Raw genomic sequence first — 21,713 nt, 5'->3', positions numbered from 1 at the left:
TTCCTATTCTTTAGACATTGTAAAAACCATTTTCAGGACCATGCCCAGCACCAGCAGGTAGACACCGGCATCGAACAGGGTTGGTGTGCCCAGAGTGCCGATAATCGGGATCTCCAGCTCCAGCCAGGAGGCTGTCATATAGGGCTTGCCCTGCAGCAACCCTGGCACACCGCTTATGGATGCCAGGAACAGGCCGAGGGCCATCATGTAAGCCGGCCTCACGCGGACAATATAATAGCGCCAGTTAACCGGGGTAACTTCTTCAGCCCTTTTCCAGGTGTTGGCCCGGACCAGATCCCACATATACTGTGGGGAGGCGTGCTCCGGCTGCTTGCCCTCCTGGCTGTAGAGTTTAAGCCGGAAGTAGGTGTTCACGGTATGGTCGGAGCCATGCGCCAGCGCATGGAAAACGAAGGCGATGGAGCCGATCAGACCACCAATAAAGCCGCCGCCGGGGTGGTTATGCCCCCTGAACAGGATGTACACCGAGAACAGCAGGAAGAGCGGAGTGAGGTAGCGTATGGCCGTAGCGAAGATGATGGTTCTCATGGTTTCCCTCCTTTCTCCGGGTTCAGGCGCAGCAGCGAGAAGATGCCCAGTGCTGCCACGGCCAGCACCGTTATCTCGCCCAAGGTGTCCAGTCCCCGGAAGTCTACCAGGATCACGTTCACGATGTTGCGGCCGTGCGCCTCAAGGTAACTGACTTTGCCATAGTATTCCTTCAGCTGTGAGGGAATGGCCTGTTGCTGCACCAGCAGCATCACGTAGGTCATCAGCGCCCCGAAAACGACGGAGATGGCTATGAACTTATACTTCATGAACTGGTGCGAGAGGTAGATGAAGGCCGGCAGTTTGTGCAGCAGCAGTACAAAGATCACCACCGTCAGCGTTTCGATCAGGAACTGGGTGGCGGCTACATCTGGCGCCCCGAAAAGGATATAGAACAGGGCAGAGGAGTAACCTATCAGCCCCATCACCACAATGGAGGTGAGCCTTGACCGTGTACCCAGCAGGTACACCAGGGCCGAGATGACCAGGAACAGCACCACCAGCTCGTACAGCCGCACCTCTTGCAGCTGGTAGATCCTGTCGTTGAAGTCTATGCCCGGCGTGTCGCGCCAGAGGATGAAGAGCAGCAGCCCGCAGAAAAAGAACATGATGTACATCACGTAGCTCCGCAGGTGCCCGTCCTGAAGCCAAAGTATAAAAGACTTTGACCCGTGCAGGAACAATTCGAAAAGCTTGTGGTAGGCAGCGTCTGGGCCAACGCGGTAGAGCGGCTGCAGCACTGCGGCGCGTTGCCCCAGCCAGGGAAGGGCCAGGTACAGGGCCAGGCCGAGCAGCAGCGTGAGGATGCTCAGGCCCAGCACCGGCGTAAAGCCATGCCACAAACTTAGCTTGAGCTCCAATGACGGGTCTGCCGTTATAGTCCGAACCCCCTGCTGCAGGAGGGGCAACGCCTGAGAATTTACCAGCAGCCCCAGCAGCAGTCCGCCGAACGCTAAGACCAGCGGCGGGAAGTATAAACGGAAATGGGCGTGGGGATGCACCTGCGTTTTTTCCTCCCCTTTGTGCCAAAAGATCCGGTAGCCCATAATAAGGGCCACGGCTACAAAAGCCACACCCGTTACCAGGCATATCCCCAGCAGCAGGTAATTCTCCAGGGAGGCCTCATACAGCAGCTCCTTGCCCACAAAACCCAGAAACGGTATAACGCCGGCCATGGAGAGAGCTGCCAGCGTAGCCGCCGTGCCGCTGTACCGCATGTGTTTTCCCAGACTAAAGAGCCTGTTCAGGTCGCGGGTGCCGGTTCGGTGGTCTATGCCGCCGGCCACCAGGAAGAGCGTGCCTTTGTAGAGGGCATGGGCCAACAGAAAAACCAGCATCGCCTTCATCGCCTCATCCGTGCCGATGCCCAGCATGGTTACCAGCAATCCCAGCGCGCTGATGGTGGTGTAGGCAAGTATGGCTTTCAGATCGGTGTGCTGCAGCGCCAGCACTGCCCCCAGAACGGCCGTGATTCCGCCCGCTGTCATTAAGGAGACGTGCCATACATCTGGGCCGGAGAGTACCGGTGAGAGCCTTGCCAACAGGTAAATGCCCGCCTTCACCATGGTGGCCGAGTGCAGGTAGGCGCTCACCGGGGTAGGGGCCGCCATGGCGTTGGGCAACCAGAAATGAAACGGGAACTGCGCCGACTTGGTAAAGCAGCCAAGCAGTACAAGCACCACGGCCGGAAGGTAAAATGGGTGCTCCAGCACCTCCGGGCGCCGCTCCAGCAGCCCGCTGAACGTGTAGCTGTCCCCCGCCACGCTGAGAAGTATAAGACCTGCCATCAGGGCCAGGCCGCCCAGGCCAGTTACCAGCAGCGCCTGCCATGCCGCCACCCGCGCCTCTTTCTCAGCCTGTTTATACCCGATGAGCAGGTAGGAGCTGATGCTGGTTAGCTCCCAGAAAACAAAGAGCCCGAAGATATTATCCGAGGTTACCAGCCCCAGCATCGATGTCATGAATAGGGTGAGGAAGAGGTAGAAGCGGCCCAGCAGCGGGTCGCCCTCCAGGTAGCCGCTGGCGTAGAACATCACCAGCGCCCCGAAGAAAGAGATGAGCAGCGCGAACAGCAGGCTCAGCCCATCGAGCCGGAACTGCAGGTTAATGTCCAGCTCCGGCACCCAGGTGTGCCGCTGCACCACCGCGTGGCCCTGCAGCACCTCAGGCATAAAAGAGAAGTATAAACCAAGAAGCAAGAGCGGCGCCAGCACCATCGGCACTGCCACCCATCGCCCCAGGAGCCGGTGCAGGAGGGGCGCAACGGCTGCCATGAGAAGACCAAAAAGGATGGCATACAGCATGAATACCAGGTTAATGAATATAATTCGTGTATGTTGACGTATGAATATGAAGCGTACTTGCCAGGCAGCCACTTTAATTTTACGGATATGGGCCGGCGCAGGCTGGCATGGTGTGCATTTTGCGAACGGCAACCGATAACGATCACGACTATGAATAGAATCAATAGACTAATGGTGGGGCTCGATCTCTCCGCCATGGACGACTCGCTGGTGAGCTACGCGGCCTTTCTTAGCCGGGAGCTACACATCGAAACTGTCTACTTCATCCATGTGGAGAAAAGCCTGGAGGTGCCTGACGAGCTGTTGCAAAGCCTGGAGCGTTCCGGCCTCTCGGCTGATGAGGGCATCCGGGAGATGATCATGGCCAAGGCAGGCCCGGCCTTCCAGCAGCTGCCGCAGGTGCACGTGGAGGTGCTGGTGGAGGAGGGTATCCCGGTAAAGGAACTGCTGCATTGGTCCAAGGTGAAAGACGCGGACCTGCTGCTGATGGGCCGCAAGCTGCGCCTGCGCGGCTCCGGCGTTCTGGCCCAGAAAGTGCTGCGCACCGGCAGAAGGAGCGTGCTGTTTGTGCCGGAAAACGTGGAGCTTCAGCTCCGCAACCTGGTGGTGAGCACCGATTTCTCTGACTATAGTGTGATGGCTGTGGAGCGCGTGCTGGAGATCGCCAACGAGAAGCCGGATATCAAGGTAGTGTTGCTGCACGCCTACCAGGTGCCTACCAGTTACCGCACCCTCGGTATGTCCTACAAGTCTTTTGATGAGCGCATGCGTGGCTTTGCCCAGGCAAAGTATGAAAAGCAGATCCAGCGATTCCCGCAACTGCAGGGCCGTGCGGAGTTTGCGCTGGTACGACTGGAGGATGAGGACGATATCGGCGAGTTGGTGGTGCTGGAGGCCAAGCGCAACCGGGCCGATCTGCTCGTGATTGGGGCCAAGGGCATGTCGGCGGCGGCGCTGTTTGTGCTGGGCAGCGTAACGGAGAAGATCCTGCGCCACGACCTGGATATACCGCTGCTGGTGTTTAAGAAGAAGGATGAGGACATGGGTTTCCTGGATGCCCTGCTGTCCCCTTGATTTCCAATATCTGAGGAATAAATCAAACAGCCTGCCCTGAAACCAAAGCAGGCTGTTTTGTTTAGTCAGGAATATATATGCTGCTGCTATCCGGCTATACTTGCTGGCTGCTGATTCTTTGTTTTAGGCACCTATGGTGTCAAACAATTTACTGCTCAGGCCTCGCTACGGGGTGAAGGGGAAGGTACAGGCGAGGGGGGAGACGTGAAGGCAGAACAAAATCCCTCCCTTCCTCTCACCCAGGTCATCCAGCAACAGAAGTTATACATTCACATCATCCGTCATTGCCTTCCTGCCAGAAAAACGAAGTAGCATGTACGCCACTACACCCGCCACCACAGAAGCGCAAAGTATGGCCAGTTTCGCCAGTGGCAGCATGGCTGACCCGGCGAAGGCCAGATTGGCGATAAAGATGGACATGGTAAAACCCACGCCGCCCAAGAGACCTACGCCAAAGAGCTGCATCCAGCTGAAAGCCTTTGGCTTGGTGGCTATACCCGTGGCGGAGGCCAGCCAGGCAAAGAAAAATATCCCGAGGGGCTTGCCCAGCACCAAGCCAAGTATGATGCCCAGCGGAACTGAAGCAGTTAAGCTGTTCACCAGATCAGCGTTGATAAAAATGCCTGCGTTTGCCAGCGCAAAAACGGGCATGATCAGGAAAGCGACGAAAGGGTGCAGCGCGTGCTCCAGACGATGCATCGGCGAGAGCGCTTCCTCGCAGTTGGCCTCGATGGTGTACACAGCACCCTGGTAGGCTTCGCGACTTGGCTTTAGGTCCGGGTCACTTGTTTCTGCCAGGTGCGTGGTATGCAGGTCCTGTACGATCTCGCCGGTGCTCGTTATGAACTCCTGCTCGGTGATTTTAGAGCGGCCCGGGATGGTGATGGCCAGCAGTATACCGGCAATGGTGGCATGCACTCCGGACAGCAGAAAGGCCACCCACATCACCACGCCTGCCAGCGAATAGATCCAGATGTTGCGCATTTTAAGGGCATTGCCCACCAGCAGCAGCCCGAACAGCAGGATACCGACCCAGAGGCTCAGGAAATTAACTTCAGCAGTATAAAACAGCGCAATCACCAGCACAGCTCCGATGTCATCTACGATGGCGTAGGCGATGAGGAAAAGCTTGAGCGATAGCGGCGCGCGCCGGCCCAGCAGCGTGAGTATGCCCAGGGCAAAGGCAATATCGGTGGCCATGGGGATGCCCCAGCCGGAGATGCCCTCTCCGCCCAGGTTCAGGAGCACGAAAAAGCCCGCCGGCACCAGCATACCACCCAGCGCCGCCATTACTGGAAAAGCAGCCGTACGGAAAGAGGAGAGTTCGCCCACCATCACTTCGCGCTTTATCTCCAGCCCCACCACGAAGAAGAAAATGGCCATCAGGCCGTCGTTTATCCAGAGGATGGCGGCTTTGGTTAAGCCATAATCTCCTAGAGCAATTGTGAAAGGCGTATTCCATACTTGCTCATAAGTTTCTGCCCAGGGGGAATTGGCCCAGGCGAGCGCTACGAGCGTAACGAACATCAAAAGGATACCGCTGAAGGATTCCGCCCGGATAAAGTCCAGGAGCGGGTAAATGATGCGGTGGTATAGCTTCGGTTTGGTGGTAGCGGTCTCGTTCAAAGCAGGAATGCGTTAGTTATACTTGTTCCTACAGACGTGGCAGGCAATATAAATGTTCGGTTATGCTCTTGTGTGTTAACAGGAGCTGTGGGTATGGGCAAGGGAGTCTGAGGCGTCTATAAAGTATAAAATGGCGGAAGCCTCTGCCTAAAGTATAAGCAGAGGCTCCAGCAAAGTATAAAAGTATAAAATTACTTACCGCACCACTTCCTTTTCGATGTAGCGCGAGTTCAGCACGCTCAGGGCGCCCATGTAGCGCAGGTTGAAGCGCAGCACGTCGCCCACCTTAAAGTTCTGCGCATTCTCGCCCAGCTCCACGATCAGCATGTCCGAGCTGGCCCCGATCACGCTGATGTTCTCCTCCTTGGGGATCAGGAACTTGGGGTTGATGTCGAGCAGGCCCACATCGAGTATGGCGCGGTGCGAGGTTTTGCCGTAGAGGCTCTCGTCCACCTCAAAGCTCTCGCCGCTGGGGTTCTCGGCCAGCACTCCGCTCGGGATCATCGGTTTCTCCGTGAGCTCGATGATCTCCGTCACCAGCTCAAACACATCGTCGTGCATGCCCACGAAGGTTTCGTTGGTGAACAGGTTCAGGCCGAAGAACAGCGCCTCGCCAATGCGGAAGTGATTTACGCCCTTGGGCAGCAGGTGGTTGAACAGCAAGGGGATGGTCACCGAAGTGCCCCCCGATACCCACTGGATCTCGCGGTTGAATTTGGCCTCGATGATCTGCTTGTAGAGGCACAATTGAATGAGCTTGTCCTGCGTAGGCATCACACCGTGCAGGCAGTTAAAGTTAGCGCCCAACCCGATTACGGTGATGCCGGGAAGTTCAAAAACGCTCTCGTAGAAATCCACCAGTTCTTCGCCCATCACGCCCTCCCGCAGGTCGCCCATCTCGATCATGATGATGATCTTGTGCAGCTTCCGCTGCCGCACCGCCTCCTCCGAGAGCAGCCGGATAATCTCCAGCTCCGTCTGGAAACTCACGTCGGCATACTGTATAATGTCCGGAATGCTTTGCTTGGGGGCCGGCTTGATGTAGACCGTCTGCACGCCGGGGGCCATCCGCTTTAAGACTTTAAGGTTCGTTACCCGCGAGTCGTGGACCTCCTTCACGCCCAGGGCCAGCACCTCCTTTAGGAACAGCTCATGGCCGCACAGCAGCTTGGTGACGATGCCCCAGTCGATGCCGTGCTCCCGGAAGACCCCGTCGAGGTGCTGGTAGTTGTGTTGTAGTTTGTTTTGGTACAGCTTCAGAACTGCCATGTTATCTTGTTAATCTATACTCTAAATACTTATTCGTGAAGCCAAGCTTTTCGTAGAGGTGGCGGGCCGGGTTCTGCGGCTCCACGTGCAGCGCAATGCTGCCACGGGTATTTTCTATCGCCAGTTGCACCAGCCCCTTGCCCACGCCTTTTCCGCGCGTGCTGCCGTGCACCGCCACGTACACCAGTATGTTTTCCGGTATATAGCCGCTCATGCCGGTGTTGTTCAGGATCAGGGCGCCCACTACGTGGTCATTCTCACGGGCCACCGACACCGATCCGCCTTTTCCTTCCGCTCCTGAAAGGGCGTAATCCATGCACTTGGCAATGTCCTCCCGCTTGTCGCCGTACTCGTCCAGATGCTCAAAAAGGAAGTCGAGCACTTCGTCCCGGTTCAGGCCTGCGTGATCTGCCGGGGTAAAGCGCTGGTAGCTGATGCCGTTGTTGTCTGCCATGTTGTTTTGTCGGTTTTATCAGGGTATAAAAATGTTAAGGTGATGTAAAGTATAAGCGAGGCCGTGAGGCCAAACAGGTTCGGGTCGAGGTGAAAGGGCAGGGCAAACGTGAGGCCCAGCCACGAGATATGTACGATGCTGTGGGCAGAAAGTGTACGCTCGACTAACTGGTGCAGCTCAAACCCGCTTAAGCTCAGCCAGCTTTGGCGCAGCTCCTCCGGGAATAAATGCTGTATACCATACGCTAAGCCGGTGAGGTCGGCATCCGGGGCGGGGGCAGCCAGGGTACTTACCTGAAGCGTGACCGTTACCACGCCGCCGATCAGCATAGCCCAGAACGCCGCCACACTGCTGCGCCTTTTCCAGAACAGCGCCCCCAGCACCGGCACAAAAAGCCCGGAAACCATAAAGGCGTAGGAGTAGAGCATCAGGTCGAGCACGTTGGTCATCATGGTGGCCAGCCAAAGCGCAAAGGCGCCTACCAGCAGCGTCACCAACTGCGACAGCCGCAATGTTTTGGGGGAATCGTGGTCGATCTTGAAGAAGTGGCTCAGTACATCCGTCACAATGTTTCCCGACGAGGCCATCAGGCAGCTGTCGGCGGTGGAAAGGATGGCCGAGAAGTAAGCCGACAGCATGAGCCCCATCAAGCCCACCGGCAGCACCGTGCGCAGCAGCATCGGCAGGCCAGACTCAGGGTCCAGCATGGCACCGGCGCCAAGAGCATCGAACATTCCCTGCTCGGCGGCCACCCGCGAGAGCATGCCCAGCCCAACGCCCATGAACGCCATGATCGGCCACTCGAAAAGCCCGGCGATGAACCAGGCGCGCCTAGCTGTTTTCTCATCCCGGCAGGCATAAATGCGCTGGTACAGTGTCATGCCCACAAACCAGATCGGGATGATGGTGATGCCCCAGTTCACTATCTGCGGCCAAGTGATGCTGGTCAGGCTCAAAAACTCAGGGGGGAGGGTGGCCCGTATGGCCGCCATACTTCTGCCTCCCTGCTCGGCTAGGTAGCCGGGGTTGAGTACCTGCGATAGATCCAGCGTGTCTAGCCCCCCAACAGCGAGGAAAGAGACCGGTATGCCGATAAAAATGAGCCCGCCCATCAGGATGATCCATTGGATGGTATCAGTGTAAATGACGGCCTTCATGCCACCCATCACGGTATACACCACGGCTATGATGCCCATCACCAACAGAGCCATGTTCAGGTCGAGGTTGACGAAGGTGCCGCTGGCCAGTTTGGCGCCCGCCAGGATCTGGGAGCTGGTGAAGCCCGTGTAGCCAATGGCCGAGATAAGGCCCGCCAGCAGCGCCACCCGCGCGTTAAAGTAATAACCGAAGATCTGCGGGAAGGTGAGGAAATTGGCGAAAGCCGGGTTGCTTTTTACTTTCGGGATAAGGAAAACCGCCCCCAGCCAGGCCCCCAGCAGCCCCGTAAACAACATCCAGGAGCCCGAGAGGCCCATGGCAAAGCCAAGCCCGCCCAGTCCGATGGAGAAACCGCCCCCCACATCTGTGGCTACGACCGACAGCCCGATATGGCCGCTGCTCATGCTGCGCCCGCCCACATAATAATCCTCGGCCCCCTCGTTTTTCCGCAGGAAGTAGAACCCTACCCCCAGCATGGCTACCATATAGAGCACGAAAATAGAAAGGTCGATGTAGTGCATTTATTAGAAAAGTATAAGTTTTGCCGATAGTATGAAGACCCTTGATAGCTTAAGGTACTATTTTTTTAGGCCAAATTCATGGTAAAAAGGCTAAAAGCGCCTTGAGGTGGCCTTGCCCATACTTTTGCTGGAACGGTTTTGTGCAAATAGGCAGGTGCAAGGGTTTGGAGGTGGGGGTTGACAAGTATAGTACACAAGCTATACTTTATTAGCTGAGTTCAATTCAGCCGGTAAGGGAGAGGCGCCAGTTTTTTAAAAGGTGCAAGTATGAAAAGGTCTTTCGGGACAGCGCCTATCCTACCCACCGCTCCGATTTGCAGGCGGTGTCGTAACATCTTATACTTCAGGGAGTAAAGTATCCCCGCTTTGCGAACTTAACCGTATAAAGGAAAAGAACGGTAGCCTCCACAAGCATTTCCCCAACCTATGAGAAAAGCCGGTTTTCTTGCGATGCTCTTTGCCTGCCTGCTTCTCTTGGCGCCCGACCTACAGGCGCAGCAACCGGAGCAGCCCGATACGGTTTACTTTACGTCGAACCGTACCAAGGTCGTTTTGCCCTTTAAACTGGTGCACAACCTCATCGTGCTCCCGGTGCAGATCAACAATTCCCGCCCGCTCAACTTCATCCTCGACTCCGGGGTGCGTAACACGCTGATCACACAATTGTACTTTTCCGACTCTCTCGACCTCAACCATTCCAACAAGATCAAAATTAAAGGCTTGGGGGAGGGCTATACCGTGGAGGCGTTGCACAGCACCGGCAACAACATGTACATGCCCGGCGTGAGGGGCGACAACCATACGGTGTACGTGCTGCTGGAGGATGTTTTTGACCTGTCGATGCGGATGGGAATGCCCGTGCATGGCATCATCGGGTACGATATCTTCAAGAACTTTATCGTGAAGATAAACTATAGCAGCGAGACCATAACCCTCTACAGGCCTGATGTAAAGCTGAAGAAGAAACGCAGGGCGGAGGAATACCCCCTGCACATCGAGGACTCAAAGCCATACCTGTATGGCTCGGTGAGGCAGCACAACGGCGACTCGTTGGACGTGAAGCTGATCGTGGACACCGGTGCCAGCCACAGTCTCTCGCTCTACCTGCCCACCAACAACCGGTTGGCGCTGCCCCCCAAGGTGATGCAGGCCTACCTGGGCAGGGGACTGGGTGGTGATATAAATGGGAAAATAGGGAGATTGGAAGGGTTCAGCCTGGGCAAGTATAAACTGGAGAACCTGACTGCCTCTTACCCCGACGATGAGGCGGTGAAGCTGGCGCTCAACATCGCCGGACGCAACGGCAACCTGGGCTCTGCCATCCTCAAGCGCTTTACGGTTATTTTCGATTACCCGCACCAGCGCATCACGCTGCTCCCTAACCGCAGGTTCAAAGAGCCTTTTACCTACAACATGGCAGGCTTTGAGATCAGTACGCCGCTGCCGGGGGCAAATTTTTATGTGGTTTCCAATGTGGTGGAGGACTCGCCGGCCAAAATGGTGGGCATGCAGCCCGGCGACCAGATCCTGCTCATAAACGGCAGAGACTGCCAGGAACTGCAGCTGCAGGACTTGCTGAACATGCTCGACAGCAAGCCAGGACGCAAACTCAAGCTCCGGCTAAAGCGGGAGCAGCAGATTATCAACGTGGACTTTGTCTTGCAGAGCCGTATCTGAACTTACTGCGCCGCGGCTGCTCCGGTCTGCTGCAGGTCTAGGAAGATCTGGAAGATCAGCAGCAACACGGCAGACACGATGAGCAGGATGGCGGCATAGGTGCGCACCCTCGGGATCGGTTTCACGTACTCATTTCCCCGCTCATCCACACCGGTAAACCGGAGGTCCGAAAGTATAAGCCCGTTGCCGAAGCTCAGCCAGATAGCCGCCATCAGCGCATCCCGGGTGAAGAACAGCGACACCAGCCCGATAGCCGAGAAGAGGATGCCGATAATGACTCTGATTGAGAGGTTTTTCATGCCTGTAGTGTTCAAAAGCGCCCAGCCCGCAGGGGCTGATGTGGCCGCAATTTACATTTTTTGCCTTACAAGCAGGGCCTCCGAACTTTTAGGGCGCGACGATTGTATAGAGGGAGCAGCTTTTAAAGTATAGGATTGTTGTTAATGTCTGTGCAAGTATAAATTTTCAAACAATCTTATGCCGTTAGTTGCAAATACCATTTCTATTACGAAACATTTGCATTGCTAATAAGGGTATAACAACGACCCACTATTCTCTAGAAACGAAATGAAAAAAAAGGCGCTTTTATCATCTGACATGATAAAACTCTCTCCGGCCACGGGGGGAACGACTTTTTCTGCCTTTTCCGAAAGGGTAGTTTTGAGGGCTATCATTCCTGCGGTCCGCTACAGGCGGTAGCCTGCGTTCTTCCCGACTGCCTATGCGGTAGTCATCCATCCAGACTTTCCTGCATCACGTATTATGGCTTTCCGGCTTTTGCCTGTCTTGCCGATGCACTTATTTCTCCGGTTAAAATTTTTTTCAAGCTGAATTAACGTTGCTCCCAGGCAGCAGCGTTATACTTTAGATAACAATGGATCAACCTGCATTCATCGTGACGGTTGCCCAAGGGCAACATATTATCCATGCGCTGCAAATCTGCAACGAGATGGAGTCATCGGCTAAGGCGCGCGGCACCGGCATTGCCAAACGCTCCCCGGATTACATTGCCCAGAAAATGATGGAGGGCAAGGCCGTGATCGCGCTGCACCAGGACGGTACCTGGGCTGGTTTCTGCTACATCGAGACCTGGGGCCACGGCAAGTATGTGGCTAACTCGGGGCTGATCGTGTCGCCGGAGCTGCGTAAGAGTGGGTTGGCGCGCCAGATCAAGAAGAAGATCTTCGAGCTCTCGCGCACCAAATACCCCGATGCCAAGATCTTCGGCCTGACCACGGCCCTGGCTGTAATGCGCATCAACTCCGGCCTGGGTTACACGCCCGTAACATACTCCGAACTGACCGACGACGAGGAGTTCTGGAAGGGTTGCCGCAGCTGCGTGAACTTTGAGATCCTGCAAAGCAAGAACCGCACAAACTGCCTCTGCACGGCTATGCTCTATGACCCGGCCAAGGAAAAGGATTTTATGGCCCTGCCGGTGGTGGAGAAGAAGCCCGCGCCCAAGCAAAGTAGCGTGAACGAGCGCTGGCTGCGCCACCGCCAGAAGCCGGGGCAGCAGCCTGGCTGCAGTTCGCCCGAAATGAGCACTGTAAAAGTATAAATTCGCATCATCAGTAAGAGAAAATATAACATGAAGAAAGTAGTTTTAGCCTTTAGCGGCGGCCTCGATACCTCATACTGCGCCATTTACCTGGCACAGGAGCTGGGCCTGGAAGTATATTCAGCCATAGTGGACACCGGCGGTTTCTCGGACGAGGAACTGCAGGAAATAGAGCGCAGGGCTTATGCGATGGGCGTAAAACAACACACCCACCTCAACGAGACGGAGCACTTCTACAACAGCTGCATCCGCTTCCTGGTGTTCGGCAATATCCTCAAGAACAACACCTACCCGCTGAGCGTGAGCGCCGAGCGCGTGACGCAGGCCATTGCCATTGCCCAGCATGCCAAAAGTATAGGAGCCGACTATGTGGCCCACGGCAGCACCGGTGCCGGCAACGACCAGGTGCGTTTCGACATGGTGTTCCAGGCGCTGATCCCGGAAGTGGAGATCATCACCCCGATCCGCGACAAGCGACTCTCGCGCGAACAGGAAATCACCTACCTGCAGGAGCATGGCGTGGAGATGGACTTCCAGAAGGCGCAGTACTCGATCAACAAAGGCATTTGGGGCACATCCGTGGGAGGCAAGGAAACGCTGACCTCACACCTGCCACTGCCCGAGGAGGCTTACCCAACGCAGCTGAGCAAAACCGAGCCTGAGCGCGTGACTTTATACTTTGAAAAAGGCGAGCTGAAAGGCATAAACGACCAAAGTTTCGAACATCCTGTAAAGGCTATCCAACACCTGCAGGAGCTGGCCGCGCCCTTTGCCATTGGCCGTGACATTCACGTGGGCGATACCATCATCGGCATCAAAGGCCGCGTGGGTTTTGAGGCAGCCGCTCCGATGGTCATCATCAAAGCGCACCACCTGCTGGAGAAGCACGTGCTGACCAAGTGGCAGCTTTACTGGAAAGACCAGCTGTCGGCCTGGTACGGCAACTGGCTGCACGAAGGCCAGTTGCTTGACCCAACGATGCGCGACATCGAGGCTTTCCTGGAGAGCACGCAGCAGAACGTAACGGGCAAAGTGTTCGTGCAACTGGCGCCGTACCACTTCCAAGTACAGGGCATCGAGAGCGCGCACGATTTGATGAGCGACAAGTTCGGAAGCTACGGCGAAATGAACCGCGCCTGGACTTCGGACGACGTAAAAGGCTTTGCCAAGATCTTCGGCAACCAGACCAAGATGTACCACACGGTAAACAATACAGCGGAATGGGCGGACTAAGTATAAAAGCGGGTATCGTGGGCGGCGCAGGCTATACCGGCGGCGAACTGCTGCGCCTGCTCCTGAACCACCCCAACGTAGAGATTGCCTTTGTGCATAGCAACAGCCAGGCCGGCAAGCCGGTGTATGAAACCCACAAAGATTTGTTAGGCGACACGGATTTATACTTTACTGATGAGCTGCATCAGGACGTGGATGTGCTGTTTCTGTGCGTGGGGCATGGAGCCGCGAAGCAGTTTCTAGAGGCTGCCCAGCTGCCGGCAAGTATAAAGATCATCGACCTGAGCCAGGATTTTCGCTGGAATGAAAGCTTGAAAGAGGCTGTCGTAACAGGTTGTGAGAGAGAGTTTGTATATGGCCTTCCGGAGCTGCAGCGCGAAAGTATAAAACAGGCACAGCACATTGCCAACCCAGGCTGCTTTGCCACCGCCATCCAGCTGGCGCTGCTGCCGCTGGCCCAGCAGAATCTGCTGACCGAAGAAGTGCAGGTAAGCGGCATCACGGGCAGTACGGGCGCCGGGCAGGGCCTGAGCCCTACCGCGCACTATAGCTGGCGCGAGGGTAATATCTCCAACTACAAAGTGCTTAGCCACCAGCACCTGCACGAGATCCGCCGCACGCTGCAGTGCATGCAGGAAAATGAGGTGCCCAATATAAACTTTGTACCGTATCGGGGGGCATTTACCCGCGGCATTCTGTGCACCAGTTATACCCGCAGCCACCTGAGCCAGGCAGAAGCTGAAGAACTTTACGGCAGCTTTTACAGTACCCATCCCTTCGTGAGCATCAGCAAAAGCACACCTGACCTGAAGCAGGTCGTGAACACGAACAAATGCCTGCTGCACCTGCAAAAGCAAGGCAATTACCTGGTCGTGACCAGTATGATCGATAACCTGGTAAAGGGCGCCTCAGGCCAGGCGGTGCAGAACATGAACCTGCTGTTCGGCCTGGAGGAGCAGGCAGGGCTGCGGCTGAAGGCTTCGGCATTTTAACTATTATAGTCCCCCTTTGAAGGGGGCAGGGGATGACAATCATCCGCAGAACGGGCATCAATGATTGTATGCATCAGGTGTAAATCATCCCCCAACACCCTTCAAAGGGGGACAAACACAAAGTATAAAAACAATAATTTAACAATACAACCATCAGCAATTCAGCTTATGTACGTGAAGTATTTTCTCTATTGTTTAACCTCTTACCTCTAACTTCCTTTCTATAGATCATGAACGTATTCGATGTATATCCGCTCTTCGATATTACGCCCGTTCGGGCACAGGGCGCCTATGTTTGGGATGACAAGGGCAACCGCTACCTCGACCTCTACGGCGGCCACGCCGTTATCTCCATCGGCCACAGCCACCCGCACTATGTAAAACGCATTGCGCGCCAGCTCTACGACATCGGCTTTTACTCCAACTCGGTGCAGATACCGATGCAGCACGAACTGGCCGAAAAGCTGGGCCAACTGAGTGGATACGAAGACTACAGCCTGTTTCTGTGCAACTCCGGTGCCGAGGCCAACGAGAACGCCCTGAAACTAGCTTCCTTCCAGACCGGCCGCAAAAAAGTCATCGCTTTTAAAGGCGCTTTCCACGGGCGCACCTCCGCTGCCGTAGCTGCCACCGACGACGAAAAGATCCAGGCGCCCATCAACAAGACGGATAACATCATTTTCCTGCCATTGAACGATATTTCAGCCTTTTGCACCGCTCTGCAGGAGCACGGCCCGGAACTGGCTGCTGTGATTGTGGAAGGCATTCAGGGCGTAGGCGGCGTGCAGGTACCCGAGCCCGCTTTCCTGAAAGCACTGGCAGCTGGCTGTGAAAAAGCAGGTGCACTGCTGATCCTGGATGAGGTACAGTCCGGCTACGGCCGCTCGGGCAAGTTCTTTGCCCACCAGCATGCGGACATCAAGCCACACCTGATCACGATGGCCAAAGGAATGGGCAACGGCTTTCCGGTGGCCGGTGTGCTGATCCACCCGGACGTAGAGGCCAAGCATGGGATGCTGGGTACGACTTTTGGCGGCAATTACCTGGCTTGCGCCGCGGCCCTGGCTGTGGTGGAGGTGATAAAAGAGGAGAACCTGATGGAGAATGCCATTCTTATCGGGCAGCGCCTGATAAGCGAGCTGCGCCAGCTGCCCGGCGTGAAGGACGTGCGTGGCCAGGGCCTGATGATCGGCGTGGAACTGGACAAGCCTTGCGCCCCTATTCGAAAACAGCTTTTAGATGAGTACCAGATCTTCACCGGCTCCTCGTCGGATAAGAACACGCTGCGCCTGTTGCCGCCGCTGTGCATCGGCCTGCGCGAAGTAGAGAGATTCCTGGAGGCTTTCGAAGCCATTCTTTATCAAACTGAACCACAATCCATCTAATGAGAAAGTATACTTCTGTGCACGATGTGGCCGACCTGGACCAACTGGTAAAGGAGGCACAGCACCTGAAAGCGAACCCATACAAGTATAAAACCCTCGGCGAAAACAGGACGCTGGGCCTGATTTTCCTTAACCCGAGCCTGCGCACGCGCCTGAGCACGCAGAAAGCCGGCCAGAACCTGGGCATGAACGTGATCGTGATGAACCTGGACAAGGAAGGCTGGGCACTGGAGACGCAGGAGGGAGCCGTGATGAACGGTACCACCGTGGAGCACATCAAAGAGGCCGCTGCTGTCATGGGCCAGTACTGCGACATCATCGGCATCCGTTCCTTCCCGAAGCTGCAAAACCGTGAGGAAGATTACAGCGAGGAGCTCTTGAACCAGTTTATAAAGTATAGCCAGAAGCCCATCGTGAGCCTGGAGTCGGCTACGCGCCACCCGCTGCAAAGCCTGGCCGATTTGCTGACCATCAAAGAAAACGCAGTTGCCGGCAAGCGGCCCAAAGTAGTATTGAGCTGGGCTCCGCACATTAAACCTATTCCGCAGTGCGTGGCCAACTCGTTTGCCGAGTGGATGGGACAGGCCGACGTGGACCTGGTGATTACGCATCCGGAAGGCTATGAACTGGCCGGGGAATTCACGAAAAACGCTACGGTTACGACTAACCAGGAGGCGGCGCTGCAGGGCGCGGACTTCGTGTACGTGAAAAACTGGTCGAGCTATACTGAGTATGGCCAGGTGCTCACCGATGGAGAAGGCTGGATGCTGACCAATGAGAAGCTAAAAGAAACAAACAACGCTAAAGTAATGCATTGCCTTCCGGTGCGCCGCAACGTGGAGCTGAGCGACGAGATCCTGGACGGACCCAGCTCGCTGGTGCTGGAACAGGCCAATAACCGCACCTACGCCGCCCAGGCCGTGCTCAAACGCATGCTGGAAGCTTTGTAGTTGGTCGTTATTAGTTATTCGTTATTCGTTGTTCGGTTATACTGGTGCCGGTTTTCAAACCGGTGCCTAATGGTGAAAGTGGAGTCTCCGACTACACTGGCGCCGGAGGCGACAAATAAGTGTAGCCGGATGAAGTATAGCTGAAATAACATAGGCAAGGGGCAAAGTATAACCGAACCTTCTTTTGTCCTTTGTCAAACAATCCATTGTCAATCAAGATGATTATAGTAAAGATAGGCGGCAATATCCTGGACAACCCGGAGCGCTTGCAGTCGTTTTTAGCTGATTTTGCCGCCTTGCCAGGCCCGAAACTCTTGGTGCATGGCGGTGGTAAAATCGCCTCTGCCTTTGGCCAGCGGTTGGGCATTAGCCCTAAAATGGTGGAAGGCCGCCGTATTACGGATGCTGAAACGCTGGAACTTGTCACGATGGTATATGGTGGCCTGGTGAATAAGCAGGTAGTGGCCAAACTGCAGGCGCTTGGCTGCAACGCCATTGGCCTGACAGGCGCGGACGCGAACATCATTCCGGCACAGAAAAGGCCGGTTCAAAGCATAGACTACGGCTTTGTGGGCGATGTAGCTGGCCCCGAAAGTATAAACGTGGATGCATTGGGGGCCATCCTGGAAGCTGGACTTACACCGGTTTTTGCGCCGCTTACGCACGACAGACAGGGCAACATGCTCAACACCAATGCCGATACCATTGCCTCTGTACTGGCTACGGCGCTGGCGCCAAAGTATAACGTGCAGCTGGTGTACTGTTTCGAGAAGAAAGGCGTGCTGCAAAACGCCGAAGATGATGATTCGGTTATCGGGCATATCACGACAGAAAAGTATAAAACACTGAAAGCGGAAGGCGTAGTAAACGCCGGCATGATTCCGAAGCTGGACAATGCCTTTGCCGCGCTGTCACAGGGAGTGCAAGCGGTACAGATTGGCGATGCCGCAGCTATCGCGCAGATGGCAGCCGGAGGGGGCCAGGCCGGAACCTTGATCACACTATAGTTAGCCTTGCTGTGGCTCGGGTTGCCCTAAGGCTTGGTAAAATTACTTATATTGCTTTTTGGCATAGCGCCCTTTCCTTATACTACAGCAATGACAAGCAAAATGACAGAACGCAAGAAAATAGCCATCATAGGCGGCGGCAACATGGGTGTGGCCTTGGCTAATGGAATTGTTGCCTCCGGTCTGCACCGGGCAAGCGACATTACCCTTACCCGCCGCAACCTTCGCTCCCTGGAAAGCCTGGCCCAGGAAGGCTTCCATATAACCAGCAATAACGAGGCGGCGGTGGCAGGAGCAGATATCATCATTCTGAGCATCCTGCCGCAACAGCTGAATGGTGTGCTCGATGCTATCGCCCCTGTCGTAGACCCGCAGCGCCACCTGTTCGTTTCCATTGTGACAGGGGTGCGCGTAGCCGATATCATACAACGTGTGGGGAAAGAGGTACAGGTGATCAGAGCCATGCCAAACACGGCTATCGCTATCCGTGAGTCTATGACCTGTATTGCAGGAAGTATGGCTACAGAAGAGAATCAGGCGCTGGTGCGGCAAATTTTCCAGGCCGTTGGGGAAACGGTTGAGATAGAGGAGGAGCTGATGACCTCAGCAACCGCGCTTTGTGCCTGTGGCATTGCTTTCTTCCTGCGCTCTATCCGCGCGGCAACGCAGGGGGGCACCGAAATCGGCTTCCATGCCGGGGACGCGCTACGCATGGCGGCGCAAACGGCAAAGGGGGCGGCATCCTTGCTGCTTCACTTCCAGAGCCACCCAGAAAACGAAATCGACAAGGTTACCTCTCCGAAGGGATGCACCATAGCCGGGCTCAACGAAATGGAGCACCACGGCTTTAGCTCTGCCATGATCAAGGGTATAAAAACATCCTCTCATAAAGCCGAGCAGCTCTATAAGAACGAATAATATCAGTGTAGCATGACCGAGAGAAACCTCTACAATGAGGCTGTTGAATTACTTAGCGCATTGATCGCTACCCCCTCTTTAAGCAAAGAGGAAGAGAAGACAGCCGCTTTGCTGGCAGATTTTCTAAGAAGCAAGGGAGTGGAAGAGGTTCATCAGCAGCAGTATAATGTATGGGCCTTTAACAAACACTACAATCCAGCACTGCCCACGCTGCTCCTCAACTCGCACCACGACACGGTAAAGCCCAACGCCGGCTATACCCGCAATCCGTGCGAGGCAAGTATAGAGGATGGCAAGCTCTTTGGTCTGGGCAGTAACGATGCGGGTGGTTGCCTAGTGTCGCTCATCGCTACGTTTTTATACTTCTATGAGCGACAGGACCTGAAGTATAACTTAGTGCTGGCGGCTACGGCAGAGGAAGAGATCAGCGGTAAAAACGGCATTGAAAGTATACTTCCGCAGCTGGGTAAGCTAGAGGTAGCTATTGTGGGAGAGCCCACCGAAATGCACCTGGCTGTGGCTGAGAAAGGCCTGATGGTGCTTGACTGCACGGCCCAGGGTAAAGCAGGACACGCTGCCCGCGAAGAAGGCATTAATGCTATCTATGAGGCACTACCGGACATCCAATGGTTTCAAAGCTATATGTTTCCGAAAGTATCCGAACACCTGGGGCCGGTGAAGATGAGCGTAACGGTAGTGCAGGCGGGCACGCAGCATAACTTAGTACCGGATACCTGCGCTTTTACCGTAGACGTGCGCTTGACGGATGCTTATACGATGGAGGAGGTGCTGGAAACGATCCGGCAACATGTAAAGGCGGAGGTGGTTCCGCGTTCCACACGCCTAAAACCATCTTCTATTCCGATAGAGCATCCGCTGGTGCAGGCCGGCATCCGCATGGGCCGTCAGACGTATGGCTCACCTACCACCTCCGATCAGGCGCTGCTACCTATTCCGTCGCTCAAGCTAGGCCCCGGCTTTTCCGGCCGCTCGCACATGGCCGACGAATATATTTACCTTCAGGAGATTGAAGAAGGAATCAATTTATACATTGAGTTGCTGGGAAAAGTAATTTCTTAATGACTAGTGACTAATGAGTAATGAATAATAGGTATGGATAAAATTTATTCAAGCCATACGTCAAGTTTACTCATTCATCATGACTCCACTAATCATTATTCATTCATCATTAGTAATTAATACATGAAACTTTGGCAGAAAACTACGGCTGTAGCCGCTGAGATAGAAAAATTCACCGTGGGTCGCGATGCGGAGCTGGATATGGAGCTTGCACGCTTCGACGTGCTGGGCTCGCTGGCCCACACGCAGATGCTGCAACGTATCGGCCTGCTCACAGCAGAGGAGCTACAGCTGCTGCAGGCGGAGCTGAAGCAGATCTACAAAAGTATAGAAGCCGGTGATTTTGCCATTGAACCCGGGGTGGAAGACATCCACTCGCAAGTGGAACTGGAGCTGACCAGAAGGGTAGGAGAGGCTGGAAAAAAAATTCACAGCGGCCGCTCGCGCAACGACCAAGTGCTGGTAGACCTTAAGCTATACTTCCGCCACCAGTTGCAGGAGGTGGTGCAGGAGGTGCAGGCGCTGTTTGAGGTGCTGCAGGCCCAGAGCGAGAAGTATAAAAACGTGCTGCTCCCCGGTTATACGCACCTGCAGGTGGCCATGCCTTCGTCGTTTGGCCTCTGGTTTGGCGCCTATGCCGAAAGCCTGGTAGACGACATGCAGCTCCTGCTGGCCGCTTACAAGATCACCGACAAGAACCCCTTGGGATCTGCTGCCGGCTACGGCTCCTCGTTCCCGCTCAACCGCCAGATGACGACCGATTTGCTAGGGTTTGAAAGTATGAACTACAATGTGGTGTACGCGCAGATGGGGCGTGGCAAAACAGAGCGCACCGTAGCGGTGGCCCTGGCAGCGGTGGCCGCTACACTGGCCCGCATGAGCATGGACCTGTGCCTGTACATGAGCCAGAACTTTGGCTTTGTGACCTTACCTGACCACCTGACGACCGGCTCGAGCATCATGCCGCACAAAAAGAACCCCGATGTGTTTGAGCTATTGCGAGGCAAGTGCAACAAGCTGCAGGCGCTTCCAACCGATATCAGCATGCTGCTCATCAACCTGCCCTCCGGCTACCACCGCGAAATGCAGTTACTCAAGGAAAGCCTGTTCCCCGCCTTCCAGGAACTTAAGAGCTGCCTGCAGATGATGGCCTATATGGCCGAACAAGTGCAGGTAAAGGAAGGAATTCTGGAGGACGAAAAGTATAAATATCTTTTCAGTGTGGATGCCGTGAACGAACTGGTGCTGCAGGGCATGCCGTTCCGGGATGCCTACAAAGCGGTGGGAGAAAGTATAGACGCTGGCACGTTTGAGACACCGGCCGAGGTTACCCATACCCACGAGGGCAGCATCGGCAACTTGTGCAATGAGCAAGTGGCCGGGCAGATGCAGCAACTGCTACATTCGTTTAACTTTGAGCGCGTAGCACAGGCCTACGCCAAGCTGACTGCTGAGTAGCCCAATTCTCATAATCAAAGCCGTTAAGTATACTTACCTGAATTTATACTTAACGGCTTTGATTATATAAACTTAAGTAACAGGCTGTTAAAGTTAAAAGCGAAGCCTTGATTGAGGTGATGGTTCTGCGGCTTGATATAGAGGGCTGCCATAGCATGCCCACCAGCAGGGAAAGTATAACCGCCATGGCAATCACCAGGTAAGAGAGCACTTTGAGCGATTTTATCTGCCGCTCAGCGTCTTCATACAGCTCCTTTAATTTCATCCTGCAGCTGGCTGAGCGCGTACGCTTACCTTGGTCATGCTGTAGTTCACGAACTAATTGGTAACCATAATCATCAGGAAAACAGCCCACAGGGCCAGGGCCATACCGTTGCGGTTGCCTATTCTGAAGCTCCAACTCATAGTATCAGACTCATTTTCACCTTGATACAGGTCATCCATCGGGCAACGCCAATTTTATGACTTAGGCCACCTTGGCTTTGACACGTATTATCT

Annotated in this window: 19 protein-coding genes; 11 read left to right on the top strand and 8 right to left on the bottom strand. The window is 55.0% G+C overall.

What is annotated here, in order from left to right; genetic code table 11:
* Positions 1-3: 3 nt before the first annotated feature.
* Both A3841_RS04175 and mbhE read right to left on the bottom strand, forming a co-directional pair.
* A complete protein-coding gene (locus A3841_RS04175; RefSeq protein WP_073851041.1) occupies positions 4-549 on the bottom strand; it encodes an MnhB domain-containing protein in 546 nt (181 codons plus the stop codon).
* Positions 546-2,852, bottom strand: coding sequence for a hydrogen gas-evolving membrane-bound hydrogenase subunit E (gene mbhE, locus A3841_RS04170; RefSeq protein ID WP_073851040.1), 2,307 nt, complete (start codon positions 2,850-2,852; stop codon positions 546-548). The genes A3841_RS04175 and mbhE overlap by 4 nt, the downstream gene beginning before the upstream one ends.
* A 150-nt stretch (positions 2,853-3,002) precedes the next feature.
* Between mbhE and A3841_RS04165 the strand changes: the two genes are divergently transcribed.
* Positions 3,003-3,926 (top strand): universal stress protein, encoded by a 924-nt coding sequence (locus A3841_RS04165; RefSeq protein WP_073851039.1) that lies wholly within the window; start codon positions 3,003-3,005, stop codon positions 3,924-3,926.
* A gap of 261 nt (positions 3,927-4,187) precedes the next feature.
* On the opposite strand, the gene nhaA is transcribed toward A3841_RS04165, so the two are convergent.
* The 4 genes from nhaA to A3841_RS04145 form a co-directional block, all read right to left on the bottom strand.
* Positions 4,188-5,552, bottom strand: coding sequence for a Na+/H+ antiporter NhaA (gene nhaA / locus A3841_RS04160; protein ID WP_073851038.1), 1,365 nt, complete (start codon positions 5,550-5,552; stop codon positions 4,188-4,190).
* Between the two features lie 195 nt (positions 5,553-5,747).
* Complete coding sequence (locus A3841_RS04155; protein ID WP_073851037.1) at positions 5,748-6,821, bottom strand: alanine racemase; 1,074 nt, start codon at positions 6,819-6,821, stop codon at positions 5,748-5,750.
* Between the two features lies 1 nt (position 6,822).
* Positions 6,823-7,275 carry a GNAT family N-acetyltransferase gene (locus A3841_RS04150; protein WP_073851036.1) on the bottom strand — a complete coding sequence of 151 codons (453 nt, stop codon included), beginning with the start codon at positions 7,273-7,275 and terminating at the stop codon, positions 6,823-6,825.
* Positions 7,215-8,954 (bottom strand): sodium:solute symporter family protein, encoded by a 1,740-nt coding sequence (locus A3841_RS04145; protein WP_073851035.1) that lies wholly within the window; start codon positions 8,952-8,954, stop codon positions 7,215-7,217. Before A3841_RS04145 ends, A3841_RS04150 begins: the two co-directional genes overlap by 61 nt.
* A 426-nt stretch (positions 8,955-9,380) precedes the next feature.
* Here A3841_RS04145 and A3841_RS04140 point away from each other — a divergent pair, with 426 nt between their 5' ends.
* Positions 9,381-10,631, top strand: coding sequence for a pepsin/retropepsin-like aspartic protease family protein (locus A3841_RS04140; RefSeq protein WP_083610210.1), 1,251 nt, complete (start codon positions 9,381-9,383; stop codon positions 10,629-10,631).
* A gap of 2 nt (positions 10,632-10,633) precedes the next feature.
* Here the strand turns inward: A3841_RS04140 and A3841_RS04135 are convergent, their stop codons facing one another.
* Positions 10,634-10,930 (bottom strand): hypothetical protein, encoded by a 297-nt coding sequence (locus A3841_RS04135; protein WP_073851033.1) that lies wholly within the window; start codon positions 10,928-10,930, stop codon positions 10,634-10,636.
* A gap of 575 nt (positions 10,931-11,505) precedes the next feature.
* Between A3841_RS04135 and A3841_RS04130 the strand changes: the two genes are divergently transcribed.
* From A3841_RS04130 to argH, 9 genes are all read left to right on the top strand, one after another.
* On the top strand, positions 11,506-12,192 hold the full coding sequence (locus tag A3841_RS04130; protein ID WP_073851032.1) for a GNAT family N-acetyltransferase: 687 nt from the start codon (positions 11,506-11,508) through the stop codon (positions 12,190-12,192).
* 30 nt (positions 12,193-12,222) lie between these two features.
* Positions 12,223-13,425 carry an argininosuccinate synthase gene (locus tag A3841_RS04125; protein ID WP_073851031.1) on the top strand — a complete coding sequence of 401 codons (1,203 nt, stop codon included), beginning with the start codon at positions 12,223-12,225 and terminating at the stop codon, positions 13,423-13,425.
* Positions 13,413-14,417, top strand: coding sequence for an N-acetyl-gamma-glutamyl-phosphate reductase (gene argC / locus A3841_RS04120; protein ID WP_073851030.1), 1,005 nt, complete (start codon positions 13,413-13,415; stop codon positions 14,415-14,417). Before A3841_RS04125 ends, argC begins: the two co-directional genes overlap by 13 nt.
* 230 nt (positions 14,418-14,647) lie before the next feature.
* The gene (locus A3841_RS04115; protein WP_073851029.1) at positions 14,648-15,802 is read left to right on the top strand and encodes an aspartate aminotransferase family protein; all 1,155 of its coding nucleotides are present in this window, start codon (positions 14,648-14,650) and stop codon (positions 15,800-15,802) included.
* Positions 15,802-16,752, top strand: a complete 951-nt coding sequence (locus A3841_RS04110) for a Rossmann-fold NAD(P)-binding domain-containing protein (RefSeq protein WP_073851028.1) — start codon at positions 15,802-15,804, stop codon at positions 16,750-16,752. The genes A3841_RS04115 and A3841_RS04110 overlap by 1 nt, the downstream gene beginning before the upstream one ends.
* A 218-nt stretch (positions 16,753-16,970) precedes the next feature.
* Positions 16,971-17,759, top strand: coding sequence for an acetylglutamate kinase (gene argB, locus A3841_RS04105; RefSeq protein WP_073851027.1), 789 nt, complete (start codon positions 16,971-16,973; stop codon positions 17,757-17,759).
* Between the two features lie 102 nt (positions 17,760-17,861).
* On the top strand, positions 17,862-18,677 hold the full coding sequence (gene proC, locus A3841_RS04100; protein ID WP_073851026.1) for a pyrroline-5-carboxylate reductase: 816 nt from the start codon (positions 17,862-17,864) through the stop codon (positions 18,675-18,677).
* 12 nt (positions 18,678-18,689) lie between these two features.
* Positions 18,690-19,757, top strand: coding sequence for a M20 family metallo-hydrolase (locus A3841_RS04095; RefSeq protein WP_073851025.1), 1,068 nt, complete (start codon positions 18,690-18,692; stop codon positions 19,755-19,757).
* A 123-nt stretch (positions 19,758-19,880) separates the two neighbouring features.
* Positions 19,881-21,215 carry an argininosuccinate lyase gene (gene argH / locus A3841_RS04090; protein ID WP_073851024.1) on the top strand — a complete coding sequence of 445 codons (1,335 nt, stop codon included), beginning with the start codon at positions 19,881-19,883 and terminating at the stop codon, positions 21,213-21,215.
* A gap of 49 nt (positions 21,216-21,264) precedes the next feature.
* Here the strand turns inward: argH and A3841_RS04085 are convergent, their stop codons facing one another.
* The gene (locus A3841_RS04085) at positions 21,265-21,480 is read right to left on the bottom strand and encodes a hypothetical protein (RefSeq protein ID WP_073851023.1); all 216 of its coding nucleotides are present in this window, start codon (positions 21,478-21,480) and stop codon (positions 21,265-21,267) included.
* Between the last annotated feature and the right edge of the window lie 233 nt (positions 21,481-21,713).

Source organism: Pontibacter flavimaris (genome assembly GCF_001907195.1).
In the GTDB taxonomy this organism is placed as follows: domain Bacteria; phylum Bacteroidota; class Bacteroidia; order Cytophagales; family Hymenobacteraceae; genus Pontibacter; species Pontibacter flavimaris.
This window is presented reverse-complemented; position numbering and strand designations above follow the sequence as displayed.

Bases quoted from the DNA above. Each gene is read 5' to 3' on its own strand.
- A3841_RS04165 (WP_073851039.1), top strand. From the start codon at position 3,003: ATGAATAGAATCAATAGACTAATGGTGGGGCTCGATCTCTCCGCCATG.
- proC (WP_073851026.1), top strand. From the start codon at position 17,862: ATGACAGAACGCAAGAAAATAGCCATCATAGGCGGCGGCAACATGGGT.
- A3841_RS04175 (WP_073851041.1), bottom strand. From the start codon at position 549: ATGAGAACCATCATCTTCGCTACGGCCATACGCTACCTCACTCCGCTC.
- A3841_RS04095 (WP_073851025.1), top strand. From the start codon at position 18,690: ATGACCGAGAGAAACCTCTACAATGAGGCTGTTGAATTACTTAGCGCA.
- A3841_RS04125 (WP_073851031.1), top strand. From the start codon at position 12,223: ATGAAGAAAGTAGTTTTAGCCTTTAGCGGCGGCCTCGATACCTCATAC.
- A3841_RS04115 (WP_073851029.1), top strand. From the start codon at position 14,648: ATGAACGTATTCGATGTATATCCGCTCTTCGATATTACGCCCGTTCGG.
- argH (WP_073851024.1), top strand. From the start codon at position 19,881: ATGAAACTTTGGCAGAAAACTACGGCTGTAGCCGCTGAGATAGAAAAA.
- A3841_RS04155 (WP_073851037.1), bottom strand. From the start codon at position 6,821: ATGGCAGTTCTGAAGCTGTACCAAAACAAACTACAACACAACTACCAG.
- A3841_RS04130 (WP_073851032.1), top strand. From the start codon at position 11,506: ATGGATCAACCTGCATTCATCGTGACGGTTGCCCAAGGGCAACATATT.
- A3841_RS04150 (WP_073851036.1), bottom strand. From the start codon at position 7,275: ATGGCAGACAACAACGGCATCAGCTACCAGCGCTTTACCCCGGCAGAT.
- argC (WP_073851030.1), top strand. From the start codon at position 13,413: ATGGGCGGACTAAGTATAAAAGCGGGTATCGTGGGCGGCGCAGGCTAT.
- A3841_RS04140 (WP_083610210.1), top strand. From the start codon at position 9,381: ATGAGAAAAGCCGGTTTTCTTGCGATGCTCTTTGCCTGCCTGCTTCTC.
- mbhE (WP_073851040.1), bottom strand. From the start codon at position 2,852: ATGCTGTATGCCATCCTTTTTGGTCTTCTCATGGCAGCCGTTGCGCCC.
- A3841_RS04145 (WP_073851035.1), bottom strand. From the start codon at position 8,954: ATGCACTACATCGACCTTTCTATTTTCGTGCTCTATATGGTAGCCATG.
- A3841_RS04110 (WP_073851028.1), top strand. From the start codon at position 15,802: ATGAGAAAGTATACTTCTGTGCACGATGTGGCCGACCTGGACCAACTG.
- argB (WP_073851027.1), top strand. From the start codon at position 16,971: ATGATTATAGTAAAGATAGGCGGCAATATCCTGGACAACCCGGAGCGC.
- A3841_RS04085 (WP_073851023.1), bottom strand. From the start codon at position 21,480: ATGAAATTAAAGGAGCTGTATGAAGACGCTGAGCGGCAGATAAAATCG.
- A3841_RS04135 (WP_073851033.1), bottom strand. From the start codon at position 10,930: ATGAAAAACCTCTCAATCAGAGTCATTATCGGCATCCTCTTCTCGGCT.